This is a genomic window from Thalassospira sp. MCCC 1A01428 (assembly GCF_002115825.1).
In the GTDB taxonomy this organism is placed as follows: domain Bacteria; phylum Pseudomonadota; class Alphaproteobacteria; order Rhodospirillales; family Thalassospiraceae; genus Thalassospira.
This window is the reverse complement of record NZ_JFJZ01000035.1, coordinates 1-23,266: the sequence shown is the minus strand read 5'-3', so window position 1 is coordinate 23,266 and position 23,266 is coordinate 1. Positions and strand designations below refer to the sequence as shown.

The 23,266-nt window shown below is 53.0% G+C and carries 21 protein-coding genes; 3 read left to right on the top strand and 18 right to left on the bottom strand.

The window, feature by feature from the left end; all coding sequences use genetic code 11:
• Positions 1 to 102: 102 nt before the first annotated feature.
• The 9 genes from THS27_RS20025 to THS27_RS19985 form a co-directional block, all read right to left on the bottom strand.
• A complete protein-coding gene (locus THS27_RS20025; protein ID WP_085593841.1) occupies positions 103 to 597 on the bottom strand; it encodes an Lrp/AsnC family transcriptional regulator in 495 nt (164 codons plus the stop codon).
• Complete coding sequence (gene doeB / locus THS27_RS20020) at positions 594 to 1,595, bottom strand: N(2)-acetyl-L-2,4-diaminobutanoate deacetylase DoeB (RefSeq protein ID WP_085593840.1); 1,002 nt, start codon at positions 1,593 to 1,595, stop codon at positions 594 to 596. Before doeB ends, THS27_RS20025 begins: the two co-directional genes overlap by 4 nt.
• 84 nt (positions 1,596 to 1,679) lie before the next feature.
• The gene (gene doeA, locus THS27_RS20015) at positions 1,680 to 2,861 is read right to left on the bottom strand and encodes an ectoine hydrolase DoeA (RefSeq protein ID WP_085593839.1); all 1,182 of its coding nucleotides are present in this window, start codon (positions 2,859 to 2,861) and stop codon (positions 1,680 to 1,682) included.
• A gap of 31 nt (positions 2,862 to 2,892) precedes the next feature.
• The gene (locus THS27_RS20010) at positions 2,893 to 3,885 is read right to left on the bottom strand and encodes a cyclodeaminase (protein WP_085593838.1); all 993 of its coding nucleotides are present in this window, start codon (positions 3,883 to 3,885) and stop codon (positions 2,893 to 2,895) included.
• A gap of 2 nt (positions 3,886 to 3,887) precedes the next feature.
• Entirely contained in the window at positions 3,888 to 4,910 is a 1,023-nt protein-coding gene (eutB, locus tag THS27_RS20005) for a hydroxyectoine utilization dehydratase EutB (RefSeq protein ID WP_085593837.1), read from the bottom strand.
• 11 nt (positions 4,911 to 4,921) lie between these two features.
• Positions 4,922 to 5,707: an Asp/Glu racemase gene (locus THS27_RS20000; RefSeq protein WP_085593836.1), complete on the bottom strand. Its 786-nt coding sequence runs from the start codon at positions 5,705 to 5,707 to the stop codon at positions 4,922 to 4,924.
• Positions 5,708 to 5,807: 100 nt separating this feature from the next.
• Complete coding sequence (locus THS27_RS19995) at positions 5,808 to 7,091, bottom strand: TRAP transporter large permease (protein ID WP_085593835.1); 1,284 nt, start codon at positions 7,089 to 7,091, stop codon at positions 5,808 to 5,810.
• Positions 7,092 to 7,106: 15 nt separating this feature from the next.
• Complete coding sequence (locus tag THS27_RS19990; protein WP_168184954.1) at positions 7,107 to 7,691, bottom strand: TRAP transporter small permease; 585 nt, start codon at positions 7,689 to 7,691, stop codon at positions 7,107 to 7,109.
• A 151-nt stretch (positions 7,692 to 7,842) separates the two neighbouring features.
• Positions 7,843 to 9,240 carry a PLP-dependent aminotransferase family protein gene (locus THS27_RS19985; protein WP_085593834.1) on the bottom strand — a complete coding sequence of 466 codons (1,398 nt, stop codon included), beginning with the start codon at positions 9,238 to 9,240 and terminating at the stop codon, positions 7,843 to 7,845.
• 219 nt (positions 9,241 to 9,459) lie between these two features.
• Here THS27_RS19985 and THS27_RS19980 point away from each other — a divergent pair, with 219 nt between their 5' ends.
• Positions 9,460 to 10,503, top strand: a complete 1,044-nt coding sequence (locus tag THS27_RS19980) for a DctP family TRAP transporter solute-binding subunit (RefSeq protein ID WP_085593833.1) — start codon at positions 9,460 to 9,462, stop codon at positions 10,501 to 10,503.
• A gap of 376 nt (positions 10,504 to 10,879) precedes the next feature.
• Here THS27_RS19980 and THS27_RS19975 read toward each other — a convergent pair whose 3' ends face one another.
• The 7 genes from THS27_RS19975 to THS27_RS19940 all read right to left on the bottom strand — a co-directional run bounded on the left by THS27_RS19975 (position 10,880) and on the right by THS27_RS19940 (position 20,397).
• Entirely contained in the window at positions 10,880 to 11,263 is a 384-nt protein-coding gene (locus THS27_RS19975) for a hypothetical protein (protein WP_139835678.1), read from the bottom strand.
• A 301-nt stretch (positions 11,264 to 11,564) separates the two neighbouring features.
• Positions 11,565 to 12,962, bottom strand: coding sequence for an aspartate aminotransferase family protein (locus THS27_RS19970; protein WP_085593831.1), 1,398 nt, complete (start codon positions 12,960 to 12,962; stop codon positions 11,565 to 11,567).
• A 41-nt stretch (positions 12,963 to 13,003) separates the two neighbouring features.
• Positions 13,004 to 14,485: an NAD-dependent succinate-semialdehyde dehydrogenase gene (locus tag THS27_RS19965; RefSeq protein WP_085593830.1), complete on the bottom strand. Its 1,482-nt coding sequence runs from the start codon at positions 14,483 to 14,485 to the stop codon at positions 13,004 to 13,006.
• Between the two features lie 234 nt (positions 14,486 to 14,719).
• A complete protein-coding gene (locus THS27_RS19960; protein WP_085593829.1) occupies positions 14,720 to 14,968 on the bottom strand; it encodes a hypothetical protein in 249 nt (82 codons plus the stop codon).
• Entirely contained in the window at positions 14,965 to 18,198 is a 3,234-nt protein-coding gene (locus THS27_RS19955; RefSeq protein ID WP_085593828.1) for an ABC transporter transmembrane domain-containing protein, read from the bottom strand. Before THS27_RS19955 ends, THS27_RS19960 begins: the two co-directional genes overlap by 4 nt.
• A gap of 43 nt (positions 18,199 to 18,241) precedes the next feature.
• Entirely contained in the window at positions 18,242 to 19,021 is a 780-nt protein-coding gene (locus THS27_RS19950) for an MBL fold metallo-hydrolase (RefSeq protein WP_085593827.1), read from the bottom strand.
• 416 nt (positions 19,022 to 19,437) lie between these two features.
• Positions 19,438 to 20,397 (bottom strand): acetyl-CoA carboxylase carboxyltransferase subunit alpha, encoded by a 960-nt coding sequence (locus tag THS27_RS19940; RefSeq protein WP_085593825.1) that lies wholly within the window; start codon positions 20,395 to 20,397, stop codon positions 19,438 to 19,440.
• A 163-nt stretch (positions 20,398 to 20,560) separates the two neighbouring features.
• On the opposite strand from THS27_RS19940, the gene THS27_RS19935 reads away from it, so the two are divergent.
• On the top strand, positions 20,561 to 21,085 hold the full coding sequence (locus tag THS27_RS19935; protein WP_085593824.1) for a GNAT family N-acetyltransferase: 525 nt from the start codon (positions 20,561 to 20,563) through the stop codon (positions 21,083 to 21,085).
• Here the strand turns inward: THS27_RS19935 and THS27_RS19930 are convergent.
• Positions 21,058 to 21,516, bottom strand: a complete 459-nt coding sequence (locus THS27_RS19930; protein WP_085593823.1) for a helix-turn-helix domain-containing protein — start codon at positions 21,514 to 21,516, stop codon at positions 21,058 to 21,060. The two genes, THS27_RS19935 and THS27_RS19930, sit on opposite strands and share 28 nt — an antisense overlap.
• 140 nt (positions 21,517 to 21,656) lie before the next feature.
• Here THS27_RS19930 and THS27_RS19925 point away from each other — a divergent pair, with 140 nt between their 5' ends.
• Positions 21,657 to 22,679, top strand: coding sequence for a zinc-binding alcohol dehydrogenase family protein (locus THS27_RS19925; RefSeq protein WP_085593822.1), 1,023 nt, complete (start codon positions 21,657 to 21,659; stop codon positions 22,677 to 22,679).
• Positions 22,680 to 22,785: 106 nt separating this feature from the next.
• Here the strand turns inward: THS27_RS19925 and THS27_RS19920 are convergent.
• A partial coding sequence (locus THS27_RS19920; protein WP_246833043.1) for a LysR substrate-binding domain-containing protein occupies positions 22,786 to 23,266 on the bottom strand: 481 nt, incomplete at its 5' end.

Genomic DNA, 23,266 nt, shown 5'->3' with positions numbered 1-23,266 from the left:
AGGGCGCGCCGGGGTGATTTCTCAAAACAAAAGCCCCGCAACCAGCGAATGGCGTTGCAGGGCTTTGTGCCTTTGGGCCGGGGTAAAATACCCGGTTTGATGTTATTTTTGCCGTTTGGGCTGATCGATAAGCGATTCTAGCGGGGGATCGGGTGTGAATTTCACCTTTTTGGTAACGATATAGGTGAAATATCGATCGATCCCTATGCCCGCGATCAACAAACGGTCGATTAATCGCTGATAGGAATCAACATCGCGGCACAGAATTTTCAGCATGTAATCAACGCCGCCGCCCAGGGCAAAACATTCGATGATTTCGGGGATATCCTGAACGGCGCGTTCAAAGGTGGCGAAATCCTCGTGCTGATGATGGCGCAGGGTTACTTCCGTCATAACCAGCGTAGGGCGGGCCAGTTCTTCCAGATTGATCCGGGCATGATAGCCCGAAATCACGCCCAGATCTTCCAGTCGTTTTAACCGTTCCCAGCATGGGCTTGGCGAAAGGTTCACTGCCTCGGCCAGTTTGACCTTGGTAATGCGCCCTTCGCGTTGCAGCGTGAGCAAGATCTTCAGATCCTGTTCATCAAGCCGGATCATGCAGGCACCACATCAGCAATGACAGCAAGGCAGTCGCCGGTTTTGATCAGCCCGGGGAAATGGCGGCAGGCCAAAATGCCGCCGCGTGGTGCTGTATAAACCGTGGCGGGAACACCGGTGCGCTCGGTGTCGTAAATACGGGCAATAATGTCGCCTGCCTTTACGGTTTCGCCCAAATCAACGCAGGGTTCAAACAGGCCGGTATTTTCGCTGGCAACGAAACAGCTTCCATCGGGCATATCCAGCATAACGGTCTGTTCTGGTTGTTCAATCTCGCCCGAAACGATACCGGCATGGATGAGTAAATTGCGCACCCCGCGATCCGCAATGGCAACCCGTTCGGCACTGGTCGATCCGCCGCCGCCCAGTTCGGTGGTGACAAAGGTTTTACCGGCTTCTTCGACCACGGTGTCAAACATGCCAACACTGTCAAGTTCCAGCATCATCATCGAATAGGGCGCGCCAAAGGCTTGCATCGCGGCAACGCAGGCCGCTTCCTGTTTTTTATCAGGCAGAACGTGAACCGCAGCAAAGGGCACAAAATCCAGTGTTTTGCCGCCCGAATGCATATCCAGCACAAGGTCAGCCTCGGGCACCAGATAACGCAGAACATAGTCGGCAATTTTTTCGGTTACCGTGCCGTTGGGGCGGCCGGGGAAAGTGCGGTTAAGGTTGCCCTTGTCGATGGGTGATGTGCGTGAGGCATTTTTAAACGCCGGATAGTTCATCGCCGGCAAAATGATGATGCGGCCCGAAATTTCGGTGGCGGCAAGGCTGGCGGCCAGTTTGAACAGTGAAACCGGACCTTCATATTCATCGCCGTGATTGCCACCGGTTAAAAGGGCGGTGGGGCCTGTACCGTTTTTGATGACAGTGATGGGGATCATGACAGCGCCCCATGCGGAATCGTCACGCGAATAGGGCAGCTTTAAAAAGCCGTGAAAAACCCCGTCGGTATCTAGCGGGATGGTCGGGGTAATGGGCGATGCGTGTGTCATTGGCCGTATCCTTGAATGAAAATGCAGGGTTGCCGCGACCCTCGGCAACCCTTGTTTATCCGTCCGTGCGTGCTGTGTAAAAGATTAGTTTTTCACAAACAGCTGGCGCGGGAAGTTGGTCAGGGTTTTGGACCCGTGTTCCGTGATCATCAGGCTTTCGGTAATTTCAATACCCCAGTCTTCAAACCACAGGCCCGGCATGAAATGGAACGTCATGCCAGGTTCAAGCACGGTGCGATCCCCGTGCCGCAGGCTCATGGTGCGTTCGCCCCAGTCCGGCGGATAGGAAAGGCCGATGGGATAGCCACAGCGGCTGTCTTTTTCTATGCCGAATTTTTGCAATACACCAAAAAATGCCTTGGCGATGTCTTCGCAAACATTGCCGGGTTTTGCGGCCTCAAGCCCGGCCTGCAACCCTTCGATCAGCGCACTTTCGGCATCGAGAAACCGCTGGTCCGGTTCGCCAAGATAAACCGTACGCGACAGCGGCGCATGATAGCGTTTATAGCAACCGGCAATTTCAAAGAATGTGCCGGCATTATTGGGGATCGGTTTGTCGTCCCATGTCAGGTGGGGGGCGCTGGCATCCACACCCGATGGCAATAATGGCACGATGGCCGGGTAATCGCCGCCAATGCCTTCTACACCGACAATGCCGGTACGATAGATTTCGGCGACGAGTTCGTTTTTCTTCATGCCCGGTTCGACGATTTCGATAATGCGTTCGTGCATGTTTTCCACAATGCGCGCAGCCTGGCGCATGTAGAAAATTTCCTGTTCGGATTTTACCGCACGTTGCCAGTTCACAAGGGCGGTTGCATCCTTGAAGGTCGCATTGGGCAAATGGGTTTGCAGTTGCAGATAGCAGCGTGCCGAAAAATAATAGTTATCCAGCTCGACCCCGATATTGCGTGTGCCCCACCCACGCGATTCAATAATTTCCGACAGATAATCCATCGGATGGTGGGTCGTGTTTTGCACGAAATAGTCAGGATAGGGAATGATCCGGTCATGGGTCATGTAAACGGTGCGTTTGGCCCCGTTTGAATCTTGCGACCGGCCATACCAGATCGGATCATCCTCTATCGGGATTAAAACGCATTGATGCACATAGAACGACCAGCCGTCGTAACCGGTTAGCCAGGCCATGTTTGACGGATCGGTGACGATCAACAGATCAATCCCCTTTTCCACCATGGCTTTTTTGGTTTTATCAAGCCGCACGGCATATTCGTCGCGCGTGAAATTCAGTTCAACCTGGCTCATTGCAGGCCTCCAAAGCAGGGCAAGGCCCTAATCAGGAAACGATCTCGGTGCCGGCACCGGATGCATCGCATCTTTGCCGGGCGAGGGTGGCGATTGCGGTGTCCTGGACACCTGTACCGGTCAGGTCGCAAAGCGTGATTTGCCGGGCGTCGCTGCGCCCCGTCGCAGAACCGGCAATAACCTGACCCAGTTCCGTCTGGCTGCTGTTGGCATCGATCAGGCCGGCATCAATGGCATGGTGAAGTTCGCCAAGAATACGGCATTGTGCGGTGCTGTCGCAGACATAAAGATCAGCCTGCCCGATCAGGGCAGGGTCAATTTCGTTTTTATGTTCGGCATCGGACCCCATTGCCGTTACATGGGTGCCGGGTTTAACCCAGTCCGCCTGTAACACGGGGCTTCGCGCCGGTGTAGTTGTCACAATGATATCGGCATTTGCGCAGGCCTCTGCACCATTATCGGTGGCACGCACCGCGATGTTCAAATCACGGCTAAGCTCACGGGCGGTTTTTTCCGCCTTGGCAATGTCGCGGCCCCAAATGGTCGCCGATGTTACGGGGCGTACCAGTGTTAGCGCGGTTAACTGTAAACGGGCCTGAACGCCAGTGCCAAAAATAGTGGCATGTTTGGCATTCTCGCGCGCCAGATGGCGGGCGGCAACACCTCCTGCCGCGGCCGTGCGAATATCGGTCAGATAGCCATTATCGAGCATAACAGCTTCAAGCAAGCCGGTTTTGGCGGAAAACAGGTTCATCAGGCCGTTGACAGATGGCAGCCCCAGTTTCGGATTGTCAAAAAAACCGGGACTGATTTTGATGGCAAAGCTGTCAACACCGGGGACGTAGGCGGTTTTGACATCGACCTCGCCATTATAATCGTCGATATCAAGCCGGAGGATTGGCGGCATTCTGACATCCCGCGTTGCCAGCGCATGAAAGGCGTTTTGCACACAATCAATTGCGTCAACATCCAGCGAAATGACAGTACGTAAATCTGTTTCTGTCAGGATACGGATGGTTGGCATGGTTATGCTCCCTCTGAGGTGGGGCTATCCTGTTCGGCCTCGTTTGCAAGGTCGACATCCTCGCCACCGATAATGCGGCGATGCAGGCTCATATCGATGTTGCAACCCGTGCTTAACACCACGGTTCTGCCGGGATTGTCGATCAATCTGGCGCGCAGTGCTGCAATGCCAACGGCAGCGGCGCCTTCAATCACTTGCTGGTCATCGACATAGGCGGCCCGAATACCATCGGCGATTTGGGCCTCGTTGACCAAAACGAAATCGTCGGTCAAATCGGCGCACATATCGAAGGTATACTGGTTGTTTTCGCCAATGCCACCGCCCAGGCTATCGGCCAGGCTGGGCCATTCGCGAACCGATGTCGGTTTGCCTGCCTGCAGGCTTTCGATCATGGCACAGCCACGTTCCATCGAAATGCCGACCACACGAATGGCAGGGTTGATCGATTTTGCCGCCAGCGCCACACCGGCCAGAAGCCCGCCGCCCGAAAGCGGCACCAGCAGGGTTTCGGCATCGGGCAATTGTTCCAGCACCTCGACGCCCAGGGTCCCCTGACCCGCAATAATGTCGGCATGATCGAACGGCGGCAACATCGTCATGCCGTCGTCATTTACCAGACGGTCGACCTCTTTTTGTGCCTCGTCCTGGGATTTGCCGGAAATGCAAATTTCAGCGCCCTGCGCACGAATACCCTCGACCTTGTTTTTCGGGACCAGTTCCGACATGCAGATAACTGCGCGGACACCGGCATTACGCGCCGCATTGGCTAGCGCACGGCCATAATTGCCGGTGGAAACACCAACAACACCCTTGGCTTTCTGATCGTCTGTCAGGTTTAAAACGGCATTCGCAGCACCACGCAGCTTAAAGCTGCCGGTATATTGCTGATGTTCGCATTTGATCCAGACGGGGGTGCCAACATGGTCGCTCAGGCTTTGGCTGGGGCGTAGTGGCGTGTGAATGACATGCCCGGCGATGCGTTTGCGGGCAGCAAGGATATCGCCAAGCGTTATCGGCTTTTTCATTGCGACCTCGTTTAACTGGCGGTGGGTGGCGTGTGGTCAAACAGGCTGCCAAAGCCTGTGACCGGGTTTTGATAGTCCATCAGATGCAGGGCATGCCAGATCAAAGCCTGATTGCTGGTAATCACGGGTTTGCCCAACAGTTTTTCTGCGCGCTGTGCAATTTCTGCCGCCCGAATGGCCGTGCAGGATATAAAAACAGCATCCGCATCGTCGGAGTTAGCCTGCAAGGCTGCTGCCAGCAAGGCATCGGGCGGAATGGCTGTCATATCCGGGTCGTTTTCAAGGCCAAATCCCAAAACCCGTGTTATCTCGAACCCTTGTTGGGCAATGCCCTGTGCCACGGTTGCGGTGACATCAAGGATATAGGGGGCAGCGATGGCAATTTTTTTTGCGCCAACGGCACGCAGCGCATATTGCGATGCCAAAAGCGGATTGGTGACCTTGCAACCGGGCAGGCCTTCGCGGATCAAGGCACTGATGCGGTCTGATCCATTGACGGCAGTACCTGACGTACAGCCAAAAATCGCTACATCGACGCCAAAGCCGGGCAAAATGGTGCGTGCGGCACGCGGCAAATCGTCGGCCATTGCGCGCAGGCTATCGACCGTGATCGGGTTGGCATTGGCAATGCGAGTGGTGAACAGACCAATATCAGCGGGTAAAATACGGCGTAAGTCGTCTTCGCTGTTAAAATCTGTTGCCAGGGTAATTAACCCGATCCGGCCTGCCGGGGCAACCGGGTCGGGTTTGTAGCTTAGATTAACCAGCTCTGGCGTGATGTCGGTAATGGCTGACATCGGGGGTATGCTCCGTCAAAAAACGATAACGCTGTGTCCAAAGCCGGGGTTGCCAGTTTTCCGACCAGCCCCGGTGCAGGCACCGGGGCTGGCAGGATGCCTAGCGAAAGGCGGTTTCGGGCAGGAAGGTTGCAATTTGCGGGAAGAAAATCAGCAAGACCGCAACCAAAAGCAACATGCAGATAAAGGGCGGTGTCCCTTTGATGACTTCGGCATAAGGTCGCCTGAATATGGCAATGGCGGTAAAGATGTCACAGCCAAATGGCGGCGTGGCCGAGCCGATAGCCACCTGCAAGGTCACAAGGGTACCAACCAGAATAGGGTCGATCCCGGCATTATTGACCAGCGGCATGAAGATCGGCGTCAGGACCAGAATAACCACAATCGGGTCGACAAACATGCAGCCGATGAAAAAGGCAATCGAGATGGCAAACAGGATGGTGTAGGGACCGGCACTATCAAGGGCCAGCGCGCCAATCACGGCCTGCGGGATCTGGGCAAAGGAAATGACAAACGAAAATGTTGTGCCAGCACCCACCAGAATGAAAACCACAGCGGTGATCAGGCCGGTTGAACGGGCGATATGCAGTAATTCGTGCCATTTCACCGACCGGAAGATCAGCACTTCCAGGATGATCGCGTAAATCACCGAAACGGCGGCTACCTCGGTCGGGCTGACCCAGCCCAGATAAATCCCGCCGACAATCAGAACCGGAAACATGATGGCCGGGCCGGCATTGATAACGGCCTTGCCCCGTTCCAGCCATGTGCGACGTGGAATGGTCGGGATATCGTTGGCCTTTGCATACCAGACCGAATAGGCCGAAAACAAAAGCAGGATCAAAATGCCCGGGCCAATACCGGCGATGAACAATTCGCCAATCGAAACCTTGCCGACCACGCCGAATACGATCATGCCGATCGACGGCGGAATCAGAAAGGCGATATCGCTGGCATTAATGATCAAGGCCATGGTGAAGCTGTCTTTATAGCCAGCTTCCAGCATTTTTGGGCGTAGCGGCCCGCCCATGGCCACCACGGTTGCCTGGGTGGACCCCGAAACCGCCCCAAAAAGGGTGCAACCAAGAGCCGTTGTGACAGCAAGCCCGCCGCGCATATGCCCGACAAACGTCATGGCAAGGTCGATCAGGCGGCTGGCGGTGTGGCCCTTGGTGACGATATCGGCAGCAAAAATAAACATCGGCACCGCGATCAGGGCGACCGGGCTAATGCCGCTGACCATTTGCTGAATGATGATCTGATGGGGGATGGGCATGAAAAACGCAAAGGCGATGACACTGGCCGATGCAAGGGGAACCATCATGGGAAAGCCGAGCAACAAAAGGCCCAGCATGACGACAATAATTGTTGTACCTAAATCCATTGTTTTCCCGCCCCCTTACAAATGCGTATCAAGGTTGTCGTCATACGTATCCTCGACCCGGTAAGACAGGTGGACACCCGGCTTGAATATATTGGTCAGGGCAGCAAGAACGAACTGGATACCGGTCACAGTCAGACCGAAGGGCACGACAAGAACCGTCAGATACATCGGAATGCGAAGCGACGGGGTCAGGCGGTTGGTTTTGATCAGTCCGGCCACATAATCGATGGAATAATATGCCAGAATAAACAGCAATGTTGCTGTACCCAGCGTAACAATGATCATCAGAACCTTGCTGGCAACCGGTCCCAGCATGTCGGAAAAGGCCGACATGCGAATATGACGCCCCATTCGTGCCGCTTCCGATATGCCGACAAAGGTCACCAGAATGATCAGGAAGGTATTAAGTTCTTCGGAAAAAAACAGGCTGGAACTGAAACCCAGCCGGGCAATAACGTTGGCAACCGTGTTGATTGCCATGATGATGATGCTCCAGCCGAGCAATTGCCGTTCGATGACCGATAGCCAGTCGTCGATTTTTCTAAGCACATATAGCGCCGTGCGAGATTCTACCGGCGCTTCTCCGTTCGATCCAGACATACGACCTCCTTGATGCGCGTGCGAGACATTCATTTGGAACGCGTGACTATACGAACGGTTCCCTCCCACAGATATCAGTCTGCTTCGCGCCAGAAGGTCAGAATAGAAACGCTATTGAACGGTTCAATGAAATTTTTGTGTCATGACAAAATCAATACATGACATCGAACGCGTGAACGCCGGGCATTTGTTCCATGGTATGGCGGATCTGCATCAGGCCCCGATGCAGGCTTGGTGTATCGATGGCACCACCAACACATACGCGAATGGCATTCGGGCGTTTGACCTTGACCGTCATGAACGGGTCGGAAATGGTCACAGCGACCCCGTTTTTCCGCAATTCCGAGGCAAACCATTCCTCTTGCCAGTGTTCGGGGATGCGGACCCAGGCTGACAATGATGTGGGGTGATGGCGTACAACGGCATCACCCAAAATCTCGGCGACCAGGCTTTGTCGTTCACGCATCAGGGCGCGCTGCACGGTTACGGCCTGTGCTACCACTCCGTCTTCAATCCAGCGTGCGCCCATCTCGGCGATCAGGGGGGTGCCCATCCATCCGGTGACACGAAGCACACTGCTCGCGCGAATCGAAAGGTGTTTGGGCACAACAAGATACCCGGTTCTAAGGCCCGGCATGACAATTTTGGTCAGGCTGGAAATGTGAAAACCCAGTTGTGGCAAAAAGCTGGTGATCGGGGGCAGGTTTTGTTCCAGAAGCGGGCGGTAAACATCATCTTCAATTACGTAAACGCCATGCTGGCTGGCAATTTCGGCAATGCGTTTACGACGTTCCAGCCCCATCAGGCAATTGGTCGGGTTGGTGTAAACCGGGGTGACAACCAGGGCGCGGATGGCGCGTTGCTGGCATTCACGTTCAAATGCTTCGGGCAGGATGCCTTCATCGTCGGTTGGAAGGGCACCAAGTTTAAACCGCAGCACACTGGCCGTGCCGATAACACCATGATCGGTCAGGCTTTCAGTCAGGACAACATCATCAGGTTGCACGATGGATGCCAGGGCGATGAAAATGCCCTGGGCGGCCCCATTGGTAACAATTGTTTGTGACGGTTCGGCGGAAAGACCCATGCCTGCCAACCATTTCACGCCCACTTCACGGTGGTAATCAAACCCCGCAACAGGGCGGCAGCTTTCCATCCACGGGTGGTGGGGGTCTTCGGCCAGGCGGCGGTGCATCTGGCGTGACAGGTCATTGTGAAAATCGGTATAGGCGGCACGAACAATGGAAAGGTCGATCAGGTCGGGCTGGCGGTTATCAAGGATAAAGGACGATGCACGGTCCGTCAGGCGGGCCTGGACAAAGGTGCCGCGGCGTCGCTCGGATCGTAAATAACCCTGTCTTTCCACTTCCTTGTAAGCAGCACTGACGGTTTGAACGCTGACTTTCAAATGATATGCCAGATCGCGATGTGTTGGCATTCGGACATCGTGGCGCAAGCGCCCGGACTCGATATCCGTGATGATTGCTTCGACCAGTGCCTTGTATTTAGGGCCTGTGTCGCCACTCAGATCTGTCGTCGGTAGCCACATGTTGCTCGTTCCACCCATCCGTTTTGTCGGCACCCTAACATGGCCGAGGGTATTTTGGGTAGGGTCGTTTGTATTTTTGTCATGACACAAAACGTTCATTGACCTGATGCAGGAACATTTCAAAACTCCAAACGTTCAAACACACGACGTATCAATCTAACCGCCGCCGATCTTGTGAGGACGCAGGGTTGTAGCGGCCCAACAAGGGAGACTTCTGTAATGAGTTTGACAAAGCTCTTCAAGGCGACCCTGTCTGCCGCAGCTGTTTTTGCGGTTGCAGGTACGGCAATGACCGTGCATGCGGAGGAATGGAAATTCGCCATCGAAGAAAGCACGGGCGATGTCCAGGATTTATACGCCCAGAAGTTCAAGGAACTGGTCGAGGAAAAAAGTGGCGGTGATGTTGATGTCACCATCTACACCTATGGCCAGCTTGGGACTGAAAACGATATTACCGAACTGACTGCTTCAGGGGCCATTCAGTTCTCGAATGCATCGCCAGGCCATCTTGGCACCTTTGTTCCTGAAATTCAGGTCTTCGGCGTTCCTTATTTGCTGTCGCAAAACAATGACGTGAATAAGGAAATCCTGTCGCAAAGCCCGACGATTTATAAGGGCCTTTCCAAGGATTTCGAAAGCAAGGGCCTGAAACTTTATACCATGTATCCCGAAGGGGAAATGGTATGGACCACGAAGAAAAAAGTCGAAACGCCGAAGGATTTTGACGGTGTCAAATTTCGCGTGATGACCTCGCCGATCCTGATTGACAGCTATAAGTCATTTGGTGCTGATCCGGTCGCATTGCCGTGGGGCGAAGTGTATTCCGGTTTGCAAACCAGCGTGATCGACGCCCAGGTGAACCCGATTTTCTTCATCGAAAGCGCCAAGTTTTACGAAGTCACCGATTATCTGATTTATGCTGGTCAGCAGCAATATACCACCACTGTGGTCACCAACGACGCTTTCTATAAAGGCCTGTCGGATGAACGCAAGGAATTGCTGAAAGACGTAAAATCGGAACTTGATGATTATATCTTCAAGGCCCAGGCAGACCTGAACGAAAAGGCGCTTGATAAAATCAAGAAAGCCAAGCCGAGCATCAAGGTCATTAAACTTGACGCCGATCAGCGCGCCAAATTTGAAGCAGCATCGAAAAGTGTTGGCGACAATCTGGTAAAAGAAGTTGGTGGCGACACCAAACAGGTTCTTGGCGATTTGCGCGATGAAATCGCTAAAAAAGAAGAAGAAATGGGCAAGATGTAATTCTTTGTCAGTTGCGGTTTATAACCGTCACATTCAAACCCCCGCAGTTTTCTGCGGGGGTTTTTATTTGCCTTCTTTTAGCGGCTTACAGTTGACGGCTGAATGCGATGCTGCCCCATGGTGTGGTTCCAGTCTTGCATTGAGACCTCGCTCTGCGGGTTTATCCATCAAGACTGGTTCAGCCGGGGTTTATGGCCGCTAAAAATTCTTCCTGTGTGTCATCCCGGTCGGTAAAGCGGCGCGCTTTGTCGCGTGGACCGGAATTTCGCCATTGGAATGGTTTTCCGTGGCGATCAGCCCGATAACTTCGGCACAATATTCCGCCAGGGGCACCAAAGGCCCTGCTGCATTTTATATAGATGGGCATAAATGCGCCCTAGACGGCCAGCATGGGCAAGGGCCGTTTGATGGTAATATAGGCAAACAGCGCCATACCACATAACTGGATGGCAATGCCAAACAGCATTGCTGTGGATGGACCGCCGATATTGGCAATCGTTGTGCCAACAGCGAGCGTAAGCGTGCCGATGATAGCCAGGACTACCTGTAATTTGTCCAGGCCATCAAAATGACGCCGGCTGATGCGGTAATAAGTGCCGTAAAGGGCAAGTCCGATCCAGCCTGTAAGGTTAAGGTAATGGGTGCCAGGCAACAGGGTGTCTGTTGCCAAACCTGTAATAAATGGTTGCAGGCTAAAAAGCATTTCAAGAAAAGCAAGACATGCCGCAACTCTCCAGCATAGGCGGGGTAAATTGGCCATTTCGAGTCCATTTCGCTTGGCAAGTTAGATGGTTTGCGTCCCAATATTCGTATATTTTTTGTTCTGTAAGTATAGTTGGTTTTAATTTAAAATTTATACAATTAAATTTTAATGTACATTCAACATCAGGTGCTTAGGGGATTATCCGTTGGTATTTACCATGCTTTTCTTTGGTATAGTGCGCTGCGAAAGTAATCGGGTTGCACAGCAGCATTTTTAGCCAAAAAAGAAGGGCCGAACACAGGGTTCGGCCCATAAGGACGAGGAGCTGTTTTGGAAAAGTATTCTTTTGAAAACCTGCTTATTTGGCTGCCAGTTCGTCGGTAACGGCATCGACTGCCTGTTTGGCAATATCAACAACCTTGTCGATTTCAGCCTTGGTGATGCAAAGCGGCGGGGCAAAGCCCAGGATATCGCCATGCGGCATGGCACGGGCGATCATGCCACGTTCCAGGCAGGCGGCTGAAACCTTCGCACCCACTTTCAGGTTCGCATCAAAGCGTTCCTTTTTGTCTTTGTCGGCAACAAATTCCAGTGCGGCCATCAGGCCGACACCGCGCGCTTCACCCACCAGCGGATGGTTTGCAAAGGTTTCCTGCATCAGATTCTGGAAATAACCACCGGTTTCGGCAGAATTGCCCGTCAGGTTTTCGCCGTCAACAATGTCGAGGTTGGCATTGGCAGCCGCCGCGCAAACCGGGTGGGCGGAATAGGTCCAGCCATGTCCGATCGGCCCCATTTTATCAGAACCCTGTTCCAGAACTTTCCAGACCCGTTCGCCAACAATAACGCCCGACAGTGGCAGGTAGCCAGATGTCACACCTTTGGCAATCGTGATCAGGTCCGGTTTGATGCCATAATGCTGGGACCCGAAATAGCTGCCGGTACGGCCAAACGCGGTGACAACCTCGTCGGCGACCAGAAGAATATCGTATTTGTTCAAGACAGCCTGAATGGCTGCCCAATAGCCTTTCGGCGGGGTGATGATGCCGCCCGTGCCCATAACCGGTTCGCCGATAAAGGCGGCAACGGTTTCGGGGCCTTCGCGCAGGATCATTTTTTCCAGATCATCAGCACAGCGTTTGGCGAACTGTTCTTCGGTTTCACCGGCTTCGGCATTCCAGTAAAAATGCGGGCAGGTGGTGTGCAGAACAGGGGATTTGGGTAAATCAAATGCATTGTGGAAGGTGGCAAGGCCGGTGAGGCTGCCGGTCATGATGCCCGAACCGTGGTAACCGCGCCAGCGCGAGATGATTTTTTTCTTTTCCGGGCGACCCAGAATGTTGTTGTAGTACCAGATCAGCTTGATGTTGGTTTCGTTGGCATCCGACCCGGACATACCATAATAAACCCGCTGCATGCCTTCGGGCGCACTTTTAACAATGCGTTCGGACAGGCGAATGATCGGCTCGTTACCATGGCCAACATAGGTGTGGTAATAGGCCAGTTCTTTGGCCTGGGCATAAATGGCATCGGCAATTTCGGTGCGGCCATAACCGACATTGACACAATACAGACCGGCAAAGGCATCAAGGGTTTCCTTGCCTTCGGTGTCATGAATGTAAATGCCCTTGCCGCCATTGATGATGCGGTTGGGTGTTTCACCGTCTGCATGCTGGCGCATATGCGTTGACGGATGCATGAAATGCGCCCGGTCCATTTTTTGCAGTTCGGCGGTGTTGTTTTTAATCACATTCATTTTCTTCTCCCGTTCAAGGTCGTGGGGCGAACTACCAGCATTTAAAACGCTGCGCAGACATATTTAAGTTCGGTAAATTCTTCCATGCCGTGGCGCGATCCTTCGCGGCCCAGGCCCGATTGTTTGACCCCGCCAAAGGGGATTGGCGCACCGGTGATTTTCACACAGTTCAGTGCAACCATGCCGTATTCAAGCGCATTGGCGACCCGGTTGGCACGGGACTGGTCATTGGTATAAAGATAGGCGGCCAGGCCATATTCGCTATCATTGGCTTTGGCGATGACTTCGTCTTCGCTGTCAAACACGATAACCGGGGCCACAGGGCCAAAGGTTTCCTCGTGATAGATTTGCATGTCATCGGTGACGTCGGCCAGCAAGGTCGGCGCATAAAAAAGACCACCCAGTTGTTTGCCACCGACCACAACCCGGGCCCCTTTGGCGCGGGCGTCTTCAACATGTTCGGCACATTTGGCAACGGCGCGGTCATGCATCAGCGGCCCAATATCGCAATCTTCGTCCAGCCCGTTGCCAACGCGCAGTTTTTCAATGGCATCGGCAAAACGGGCGATGAACTGATCATAAATATCGCGATGGACAAAAATGCGGTTCGCTGCCAGGCAATCCTGGCCGCTGGTGGCAAATTTTGCCCCGATGGCGTGGGTAATGGCCTGGTCCATATCCACATCGGGAAACAGAATGAACGGTGCATGCCCGCCCAGTTCCATGGACATTTTTTTAACCGTTTGCGCGCCTTGCGCCAGCAACAGCCGCCCGATCTGGGTTGAGCCGGTAAAGGACAATGCCCGCACAACCGGGTTGCCACACAACTCGCCAACCACCGGGTTCGGGTCGCCGGTGATGACGTTAAAGACGCCTGCCGGGATACCGGCCCGTTCGGCCAGTTCGGCCAATGCGGTGGCCGAAAACGGGGTTTCGGTGGCGGGGCGCACAATCATGGTGCAGCCCGCGGCAAGGGCGGCAGCGGCCTTGCGCGTGATCATGGCGCAAGGAAAATTCCACGGGGTAACGGCGGCGGTTACACCAACCGGTTCGCGACGAATACTCATGGCGCGATTGGGCAGGTGCGATGAAATGCTTTCGACATTCACCCGTTTGGCTTCTTCGGCGTAAAATTCGATGAAGCTGGCGGCGTAGTCGATTTCACCGCGCGATTCATTGATCGGTTTTCCCTGTTCGAGCGTCATTAACAGGGCAAGGTCTTCCTTGTTTTCGATCAGCAATTCAAACCAGCGGCGCATCCGCCCGGCGCGTTCTTGTGGCAATAACGCAGCCCAGGCCGGAAAGGCGTTATGGGCGGCCTCTACCGCACGCCGGGTTTCGGCAACGCCCATATTGGGTACAGTGCCAAGAAAGCTGCCGTCAAACGGGTTTGTCACCTCGATGACCTGACGGTTATCTGCCGAACTCCAGCGCCCGTCGATATAGGCGTGTTCGCGCAACAAGCGCAAATCGGTCAGATTGCTTAACGACACACAACGCTGTTCTTTCAATTGTGCCGTCATGGGAGCCTCCTTAAAAACGGGCCCGGCCAATAATGTGCCGGGTCTGCCTGTTGAACTAATGGCAGACTAACAATATTGGCGCAGAGGAGGTCACCGAAGGTAAGGCGATTTGGTGTGGTTTTTTTGGCTGGAAGGGGCGTTTAAACGATGTTTTTTCTGCCGGTACGGGCTATTTGATGAAAACCCTGTTGGCTGAAAACGTCTAACAATTTGAAAGTAATATATTTTTACGGGTTATTTGGTGTTGTCGTCATCCAGCCAGCTTTTTATTTCGCGGCGTTTGCGCCGTTGTTCAAAAACTGTTCGAATGATTAATACCATAAAAACCAGGAATAACAGGGTTGTGGTGGTGGGAAAGGCAAAAGGAATGCCGATAACAACCATAAGTGCACCCGCCAGGCTTCCGCCAATAATCGCAACAAAACCCAATATCAGGACAATGGCGACAAAGGCGGCAATCAGTATGGCAGCAATTTTATTCATCGGTTCGGCTGGTCTCGGCTTGTAAGCTGTTTTGTGGTCAGGTCCAGTCTTTCGGCAAGAACGCGCAACAACTGGACAGATACGGCCTGGTCCTGGCGGACAAGCCCAAGGAATTCGGCTTTATCAAGTTTCAGAACCGTCATGTCCTCGACCACGCGAATGGTTGCAGATCGCGGCTGGTCAACCAACAGGGCGATTTCGCCAATCACTTCCTTGGGTTCGACATCGCGCAGTTTCAGGGTTTGGGCTTCGTCCGTTGTAAGCCAGATTTCACCGCGCCCCGAAATAACGATAAAGGCGGCGTCGCCCGGTTCACCCTGTTTGACGATAACCTCGCCACGTTTATAGGTAAGACGCGGGCTGGTAAATGCCAGCAGTTTGATGACATTTGGGTCCAGTGCGGAAAATAGCGGAATGGTCCGCAGCAACCGGACTTCTTCCTCGATGCTGCCATCCTCGGCCGGGACGGTATCGGTTTCGGCGGTAATGGCGGTTGCATCGCCCCGGGCATCGGCGGCGGTGTCGTCCTGTTTGTCGCGTTTGGTTAGCTTGCCGTTGGACATGTGCAGGCAGGTTGAAAAACGGTCTCCTGGCATATCGGCACCATCAACCCAGATGACACTGCGTTCGCTGGCTGTGCTGGTCAGAAATTCAACAACCTGATCGCGGGTTTCGTTATCAAGCGCGGACAGGGCTTCGTCAACCACCAGGATATCGGGGTTTTTGATCAGGGCGCGTACCAGCGTTATTTTCTGGCGCAGGCTTTGCGATACCCGGCTGCCACCCACCCCGACGTCGGATTCAAGACCCAGTGCAATCAGGGCTTCATACAAGCCGCCATCACGGGCGATTTCAAACAGAACTTCGCCCACGCGTTCTTCGGAATGGGCACGACCATAGGCAAAGCGACCAAACAACAGGTTATCAAGGATAGAAGCCGCTGCGGTGTAGTTATCGGCGTCAAAAAAGTCAATTTCGCTGGCAAGGTCTTCGGGGATATTTTCGTGGAATTTTGGCCGCGCTTTAAGAACCAGATCGCGGAAATTATCGTCCATCACCCGCAAACGGTGCCGGGCCGGGGTCAAATTCATGGCGAGTTCAAGCAGGCGGAGCCTGTCATCTTCACGAATGTTACCAACGTCAACGCCGTCAATGCGTTTCAGCATGTTTTTGACATCGCTAAGTTCGTCGGCCGAGATAAAGCTGTAGCGATCAAAAAATTCATGCCCCGGCGGCAGGCCGGTAAACAGTTCGATCATCAGTTCCAGCATGTTGCGGCCCATATTGATCATGGGTTCATACAGGCCGTTATCGCGTAACACGCTTTGAAAATAGGGGTGGTTCAAAAAGTTGCGACGTTCATAATTCGGGTTTACCGGCACGCCGAAAATCAGGTTGATCCCGACTGTTGCGTTGTCATTGTAGTTTTTAATATCAAAAGGTTCGACAAGGTCGGCCAGCCCGCGTTTGGCAAGAAGTTCCTTAAGGCGCGGGCGTGCTGCCAATACTGCCTTGGACAGATTGGGGCGCAATTTCGGATCAATACGCCGAAACAGGCCGATCCGGTAGATATCGCGATCCAGATGAACAACCGATAGAAGACTTAACAGTTCGGCGTTTAACTGTTCGAGGGAATCGTAGCCAGGCCCAACATAGTCAATCCATTGCCCGCCCGGATCATAGGGGATATTGCCTGATCGTTTGATTTCATCAAACATTTCGGCTGTCAGATGGTCGGGAAGGTCGGTTGGGGACGCCAGTTCGATTTTTTCGACCAGGGCCGGGGGCAAAAGTTTTGTTTCTTCGGGGGCGGCGTTGGCATGGCGTGTTTCGTCGGTCAGGGCCGGATTGTCGTTGTTTGCATCGGGCTGGTGTTCGGCCAGTGGGCGGTGTTTCAGGCCATAGAGCAGATTGTCAGATATGGTGCCATGAAACAGATATGAATCCGGTCCGACATATCCGGTGCGCTGACCCAGATAGGATGCGGGAAGCTGTGCTGAATTAACATCGGCAAATTGCACGCGACCGCCGCTTGGCGTGATAAGGCGTACCAGCAACCGGGCAAGATGTGATTTGCCACTGTCTGCTGTGCCAGTCAGAAGGGCAGCGCCTGGTAATGGCATGTTGAACGACACATTTTCAACCACCCGGGTGCCGTCATCGTCCGTCCATGACAGGGCATATACATCCATCGGGCTATTGAGATGCCCGGCCACCGGGGCGACCAGTTCGTGTTCCTGGTCCAGATCAGGCAGTTCAAACTGTTCGTAAAGCTGGTCATATTTAATGTGGGCATCGGCCAGGCGCTGGTAATAGGCCAGAAGTTCCTTCCACGGTGCCGACATATCCTTATAGGCGGCAAGGGCTGCGACCAGTGCCCCAAACGACAAATCGCCAGCAATAACCAGATAGCCGCCGATTGAGTAAAAGAAAAACGGCGTGATCTGGGCGATAAAGTTATTAAGGAATTTGATAAAGAATTTGCGGAAATAGATTTCCTTGCGGATTTCAAAAATACGTCCCATGCGCTGGGTATAACGCATAAGTTCGTAGCCCTGCGTATTGTGGGCACGAATGTCGGTCGCACCGCTTACGCTGTCGCCAATATGTTCGGACAGGCGACGGATGTTTTGCACCCGGTCCTTGCCAAGTTTGTTCACCCGGCGTTGCAGTTTTGGAATCAGATAGCCCTGTAATGGATAAAACGAAACAGCCGCCAGCCCCATTAACGGGTCCTGAATAAAGATAAAGGCCGATATCGTTACCAGAATGCCACCCTGATATACCGGCAGCGAGAATGCCTCGCCAAAAAAGCCACCCAGGGGTTCGGCTTCGGCCGTAATCATGGAGACAATTTCGCCCTGGCTGGTTTTGCGAAAATGGGGCAGCGGAAAGCGCAGGACGCGTTCATACAGGATATAACGCATCCGGCGCAAAAGCCGTTCGGCCATAACGCCGGTATAGACGTTGATAAAATACTTGAAGCCGCCATTTACAAAAACCAGGGCCAGAAAAATGCCAGAGAGTGCAAACAGATATTCAACCTGATCAAGTTTGACGCCCAAAATATCAAACGGTTCACCCGCGCCGCCAATGGCCTGGTTGACGATCATTTTGGGCAGATCGAGTGAATAGTACAGAAACGGAAAAGACAGCACTGTAACGATCAAAAGCACGATCTGTTGAAAGCGGCTGTGGCGCCAGATATAGGCAAATACCGAATTCGGCATGCACGTTTCCCGTTATACTGCAAAGCCCGACCGGCACATGCGGTCAGGTCAGGTCAAAGTTTTGGCCCGGTGCGACAAACCCGCAAAAGCCGTCGGCAACGGCATCGGGTTTGGCATAGGCCGGATAGTGATAAAGCCACATTTTGGCTTTGATGTCGTCGGGTAGCGTTTTTAACTGATCATAATGTGCATGCACACCCGACCACCGCGGGCCCAGTTCGCAATCCTGAAAAATGATGTCAGCCTTGCGGTAGTGGGCCATATGGGCATCGGGATTGAAAATCGCATCTGTTGTAATGAAAAAGCATGTCGATTTGGTTTCACCAATCAACGCAAATGACTGCATTTTTCCTTCTTTAGCGACGATATGGTCAACGGGCAAAATATTCAACTTAACGTTATGCCAGTTAAAGGCGCCGTTTTGCGACAGGGGTTTGACATTGAAATAAGTATCCAGAGTGCTGTTGCCGTGGTCGCTTACTTCAAGGCCGCCGCGCAAACTATGTTCCCATAGCGGTTCGATCAGCTCATCAACCATATAAAGATCGATGCGATGGCGGCGAAAAATAAAATAATTGCTAAGGGCGATCCATTCCAGCCCACCAATATGGTCGGAATGTAAATGGCTGACATAAATGGCCTCAAAGTCCTTTGGCCATAACCCAAGGCGATGCAGCGCGTGGCGCGCATCGGTGCCGCAATCTATTAACAACCGGGCCAGTTGGCCGGTTTCGGTATTCTTGGTTTCCAAAATCATATTGCTTTGGAAATTATCTGCGGCAGTACAGAACGCTGATCCTGATCCCGCAAAAGTAAGTTTCATTCCCCAACTCCCCTTGCTTTGACAAAATCTTAGTCGAGGAAGCCTATTCAGAACCACCTTAATTTATTCAAATTTGTACGTATCGTGTGATATCGGGTCTGAAAGTTGCGAATCATCGGGATGACAAGGTTTATGCGATACATAATATCGGTGTAATTACCAATTATGACGGGGATTAAGCGAATTTGGGTGGCGGTTATTAACCCGGTGGGCGTGTTTGCGCCAATTTGACCAATAATCCGCAAGACTCGTTATTTGTCAAAAAGTTAGCGGTTTTTCGGCTGTTGTATTCAACCGCGATCGTCACGACAGCAACATATATCATGGCGGCGCGGTAACCCGTTTCGGGAAAATAAAACGGGCCGACAGCGCAAAGCGTGTCGGCCCGTTTTAAATTCAAGGTATTTTGGGGTTCGTCAGTTCAGGCCCTGACGGCCCATTTCCAGAAACTTGTCGCGACGACGGGCTTTTAAAACACCGCCTTCATGGCCGGAAAGTTCGATCAGTGCTTTTTCAATCGCATCACCCACCTGTTTGCAGGCGTTCTTGGGTTCGCGTTGTGCGCCACCCAGCGGTTCTGTGATGATATCGTCAATCACGCCAAGCTGATGCAGATCCTGTGCCGTAAGGCGCAAGGCTTCGGCGGCGGTTTTGGCTTCGTCGCCGGAACGCCACAAAATAGAGGCACAGCCTTCGGGTGAAATAACCGAATAAATGGAATTTTCCAGCATCAGTACGGTATTGGCAATCGCCAGCGCAATTGCCCCGCCCGAACCGCCTTCACCAATGATGACGGAAACCAGTGGCACCTTGATATCAAGGCAGGTTTCAATCGACCGGGCGATGGCTTCGGACTGGCCGCGGGCTTCGGCGTCGGCGCCAGGAAAGGCACCGGCGGTATCAACCAGCGTAATCACCGGAATGTTAAACCGTTCGGCCATACGCATCAGGCGGATGGCCTTGCGATAACCTTCGGGTTTGGCCATGCCAAAATTGTGTTTTACGCGCGATTCGGTATCGCGGCCTTTTTCGTGGCCAATTACCATTACGCTGCGCCCCCGCAAACGGGCCAGGCCGCCAATGATGGCTTCGTCTTCCCCATAAAGCCGGTCACCGGCCAATGGTGTGAAATCGTCAAAAAGATTTTTAACGTAATCCACAAAATGCGGGCGGTCGGGATGACGGGCAACCTGGGTTTTCTGCCACGGCGTTAAGCGACCATACGTGCTTTGCAGCAATTTGGTCAGCTTGTCTTGCAGGCGCGCGACTTCATCGGCAATGTTGACTTCATCATCATTGCCGCTCAAATGGCGGAGTTCTTCGATCTTGCCTTCAAGTTCGGCGATCGGCTTCTCGAAATCCAGAAAGTTGTGCATCAGGACGTCAAATCCGGCTGGGAAACAATGGAGCGGAACATACGTGATCAGTCTGCCACGTCAAGGGTGGAGCAAAAAAAGGCGCGATAAATTCAATTTTCGACCATATCATGGGCCAAATTCCGTAAATTTTGCGTCTACAAGTTTGCTTAATGGAAAGAATATGTCCACCAATTTAGAAATTGCACCGTTGCTGAATCCTGATATCGCCGTTTTTAACCGCCTGACAGGTATTCTAAAAGCAGCCTTTGCCTTTCAGGATGGTATCGTGAACCCGCCCAGTTCGGTAACGCGTGTGGACGAGGCCGAACTGCAATGGCGATTTGAACGTGATATGGTGCTTGTTGCGCGCGATATCGAAAATGATCATGTCATTGTCGGGCAGGTCTGGATCGAGGAAACACCCGACGATGCCTATATTTATAAAATGTCGGTTGATCCGGCGTATCACGGTAAGGGCATTGGCCGGGCGTTAATTGATGCTGCCGTTAACCATGTTTTGCAAAAAGGTCGCAACGCCCGGATGCGGTTGCATGTGCGCAAGGAACTGGCGGGTAATATTAGCTTTTTTATGCGCTGCGGGTTCGCAATAACGGGTGATGGCACGCATCCCGGTTTTAGTCAGCCAACATTTTTTGTAATGACACGCGACGTCGCGGTTCACAAAACGCCTTCGCCGGCATTGTGACGCTTTTTCGAGGTGGCCGAATTACGACCGGATGAGGCTTGCTTCGACCTGGGAACCGGCATTGATGCGGGCTGATCCGAGTTTGCCGCAACGGGGGCATAATAGGGAACGTGGGTTTCCCCCCAGTCTTTTAGCGCCAGAATAATGGCACGTAACGTTTCCCCTTTTGCGGTCAGGCTGTATTCAACCCGCGGCGGTACCTCGGCATAAACCTTGCGATTGACCAGGCCGTCCTGTTCAAGTTCGCGTAATTGCCGGGTTAACATGCGTTGGGTAACGCCCGGCATTTTGCGGCCCAGTTCGTTAAAGCGTTTGGTGCCGTCCAGCAAATGATAGAGGACAACACCTTTCCATTTTCCGCCAATAACTGTCAGCGTTCCTTCGACCGGGCACCCGGGGCTGTGATTGGGCGGGCAATCAAAATCGGACATTGGGCCTCCATAAATGGCGGAAAACTGCATTAGTATACAAATTGTTACTATATGCAAAAATTGTGCGTACTTATCATTACCATAATTATGCGTTAGGACTCTGTCATTCGCAAATTAAACCTCGGCAAGGAGGAACGATAATGAAAGCCATTGGATTAAAAGTTGCCCGTCCGGTAACCGATGCAGCCCTGTTTGAACAAACCGAAATTGAAACGCCAACCCCGGCAGGCCACGATGTTCTGGTTCGGGTTAAAGGTGTTGCGGTGAACCCGGTTGATTTCAAGGTTCGCAAGGGCAAAGCTGATGACGGTAATTTTAAGGTACTGGGGTGGGATGCGGCAGGTGTGGTTGAGGCCGTGGGAGAAAATGTCACCCTGTTTAAGGCCGGGGATGAAGTTTGGTATGCAGGTGATGTAACGCGCCCGGGTTCGAACAGTGAATTACAGCTGGTTGACGAACGTATTGTGGCGCTAAAACCCAAAAGCCTGGATTTTGCCACGGCGGCGGCCTTTCCGTTGACATCGATCACGGCATGGGAAGCCATGTTTGACCGCATGAACATTGACCGTACCAATGTTGAGGGCAATAAGGGCAAAAGCATTTTAATTATTAATGGCGCCGGTGGAGTGGGATCCATCGCCATTCAGCTGGCCAAACTGGCCGGCCTTGAAGTGGTTGCCACTGCGTCGCGCCCGGAAACCATTTCATGGGTAACCAAAATGGGTGCCGATCATGTGATTAACCATCGCAAACCTTTGAAAGAACAACTCGAAGGTGCCGGTTTTGCCACAGTTGATTATGTTCTTTGCACCTCGCAAACCGATGATTATTGGGATGTGATGTGTGATCTGGTTGCCCCGCAAGGACGGATTGCTTCCATCACCGAGGCCTCGGACCTTCACAACGTTGATCTGTTGAAGGCAAAATCAGCCAGCTTTTCCTATGAATTTATGTTTACCCGTTCCATGTTCCAAACCCCGGACATGATCGAACAGCATAAATTGCTGGCGGAAGTGGCGGCCATGGTCGATGCAGGTGAAATTCAGGTAACGGCCACCGAAAATTACGGCAGCCTTAGCCCGGAAAGCCTGCGCAAGGCGCACGAATTGCTGGAATCGGGCAAGGCGATTGGCAAAATTACGTTTGAAGGTCTTGGTGCCTGATAAACTGCGAGGACTGGTTCTTGATGGGCCGTTTTAAGGTGCCGTGCAGCCTGATTTTATAAATATGACCGAACCGGAAATGAATGACCGGTTCGGTTTTTTGTTTTTATGATGTCAGTTCGGGTGTCCGCAACAATTTGTAAATGCGTTCGCGTAACCAGCGATGTAGCGGGTGGGTTGTGGTGCGGTCATGCCAAACCAGCGCCATGTCAAAACCCGGGACTGGCAGGGGTGGGGGCAAAATTTGCAAACGGCCGTGGCGGTTGGCGGCAACCCGGCCGGGAACAAGGGCGATCATGTCGCTTTGGGCAACAATTTCGGGAACCACAAGGAAGCCCGGGGCAGAAAGCAATATTCGGCGTTCATGCCCCAGCACTTTCAGGGCATCGTCCGCCGGGCCGTAAAACCCGCCGCCTTCTGGCGAAACAATCACGTGATCAAGGTCGCAAAACGTTTCAAGGTCGATCTGCCCGTGAATGGCGGGGTGGTTGGGGCGGGCAATGGTGACATAGCTTTCGTGGTACAGCTTGCGCATATGCAGGGTTTCGGGGGCTGTGTCCGGGGTGGTTAGGTGTTTAGTCCCGGCA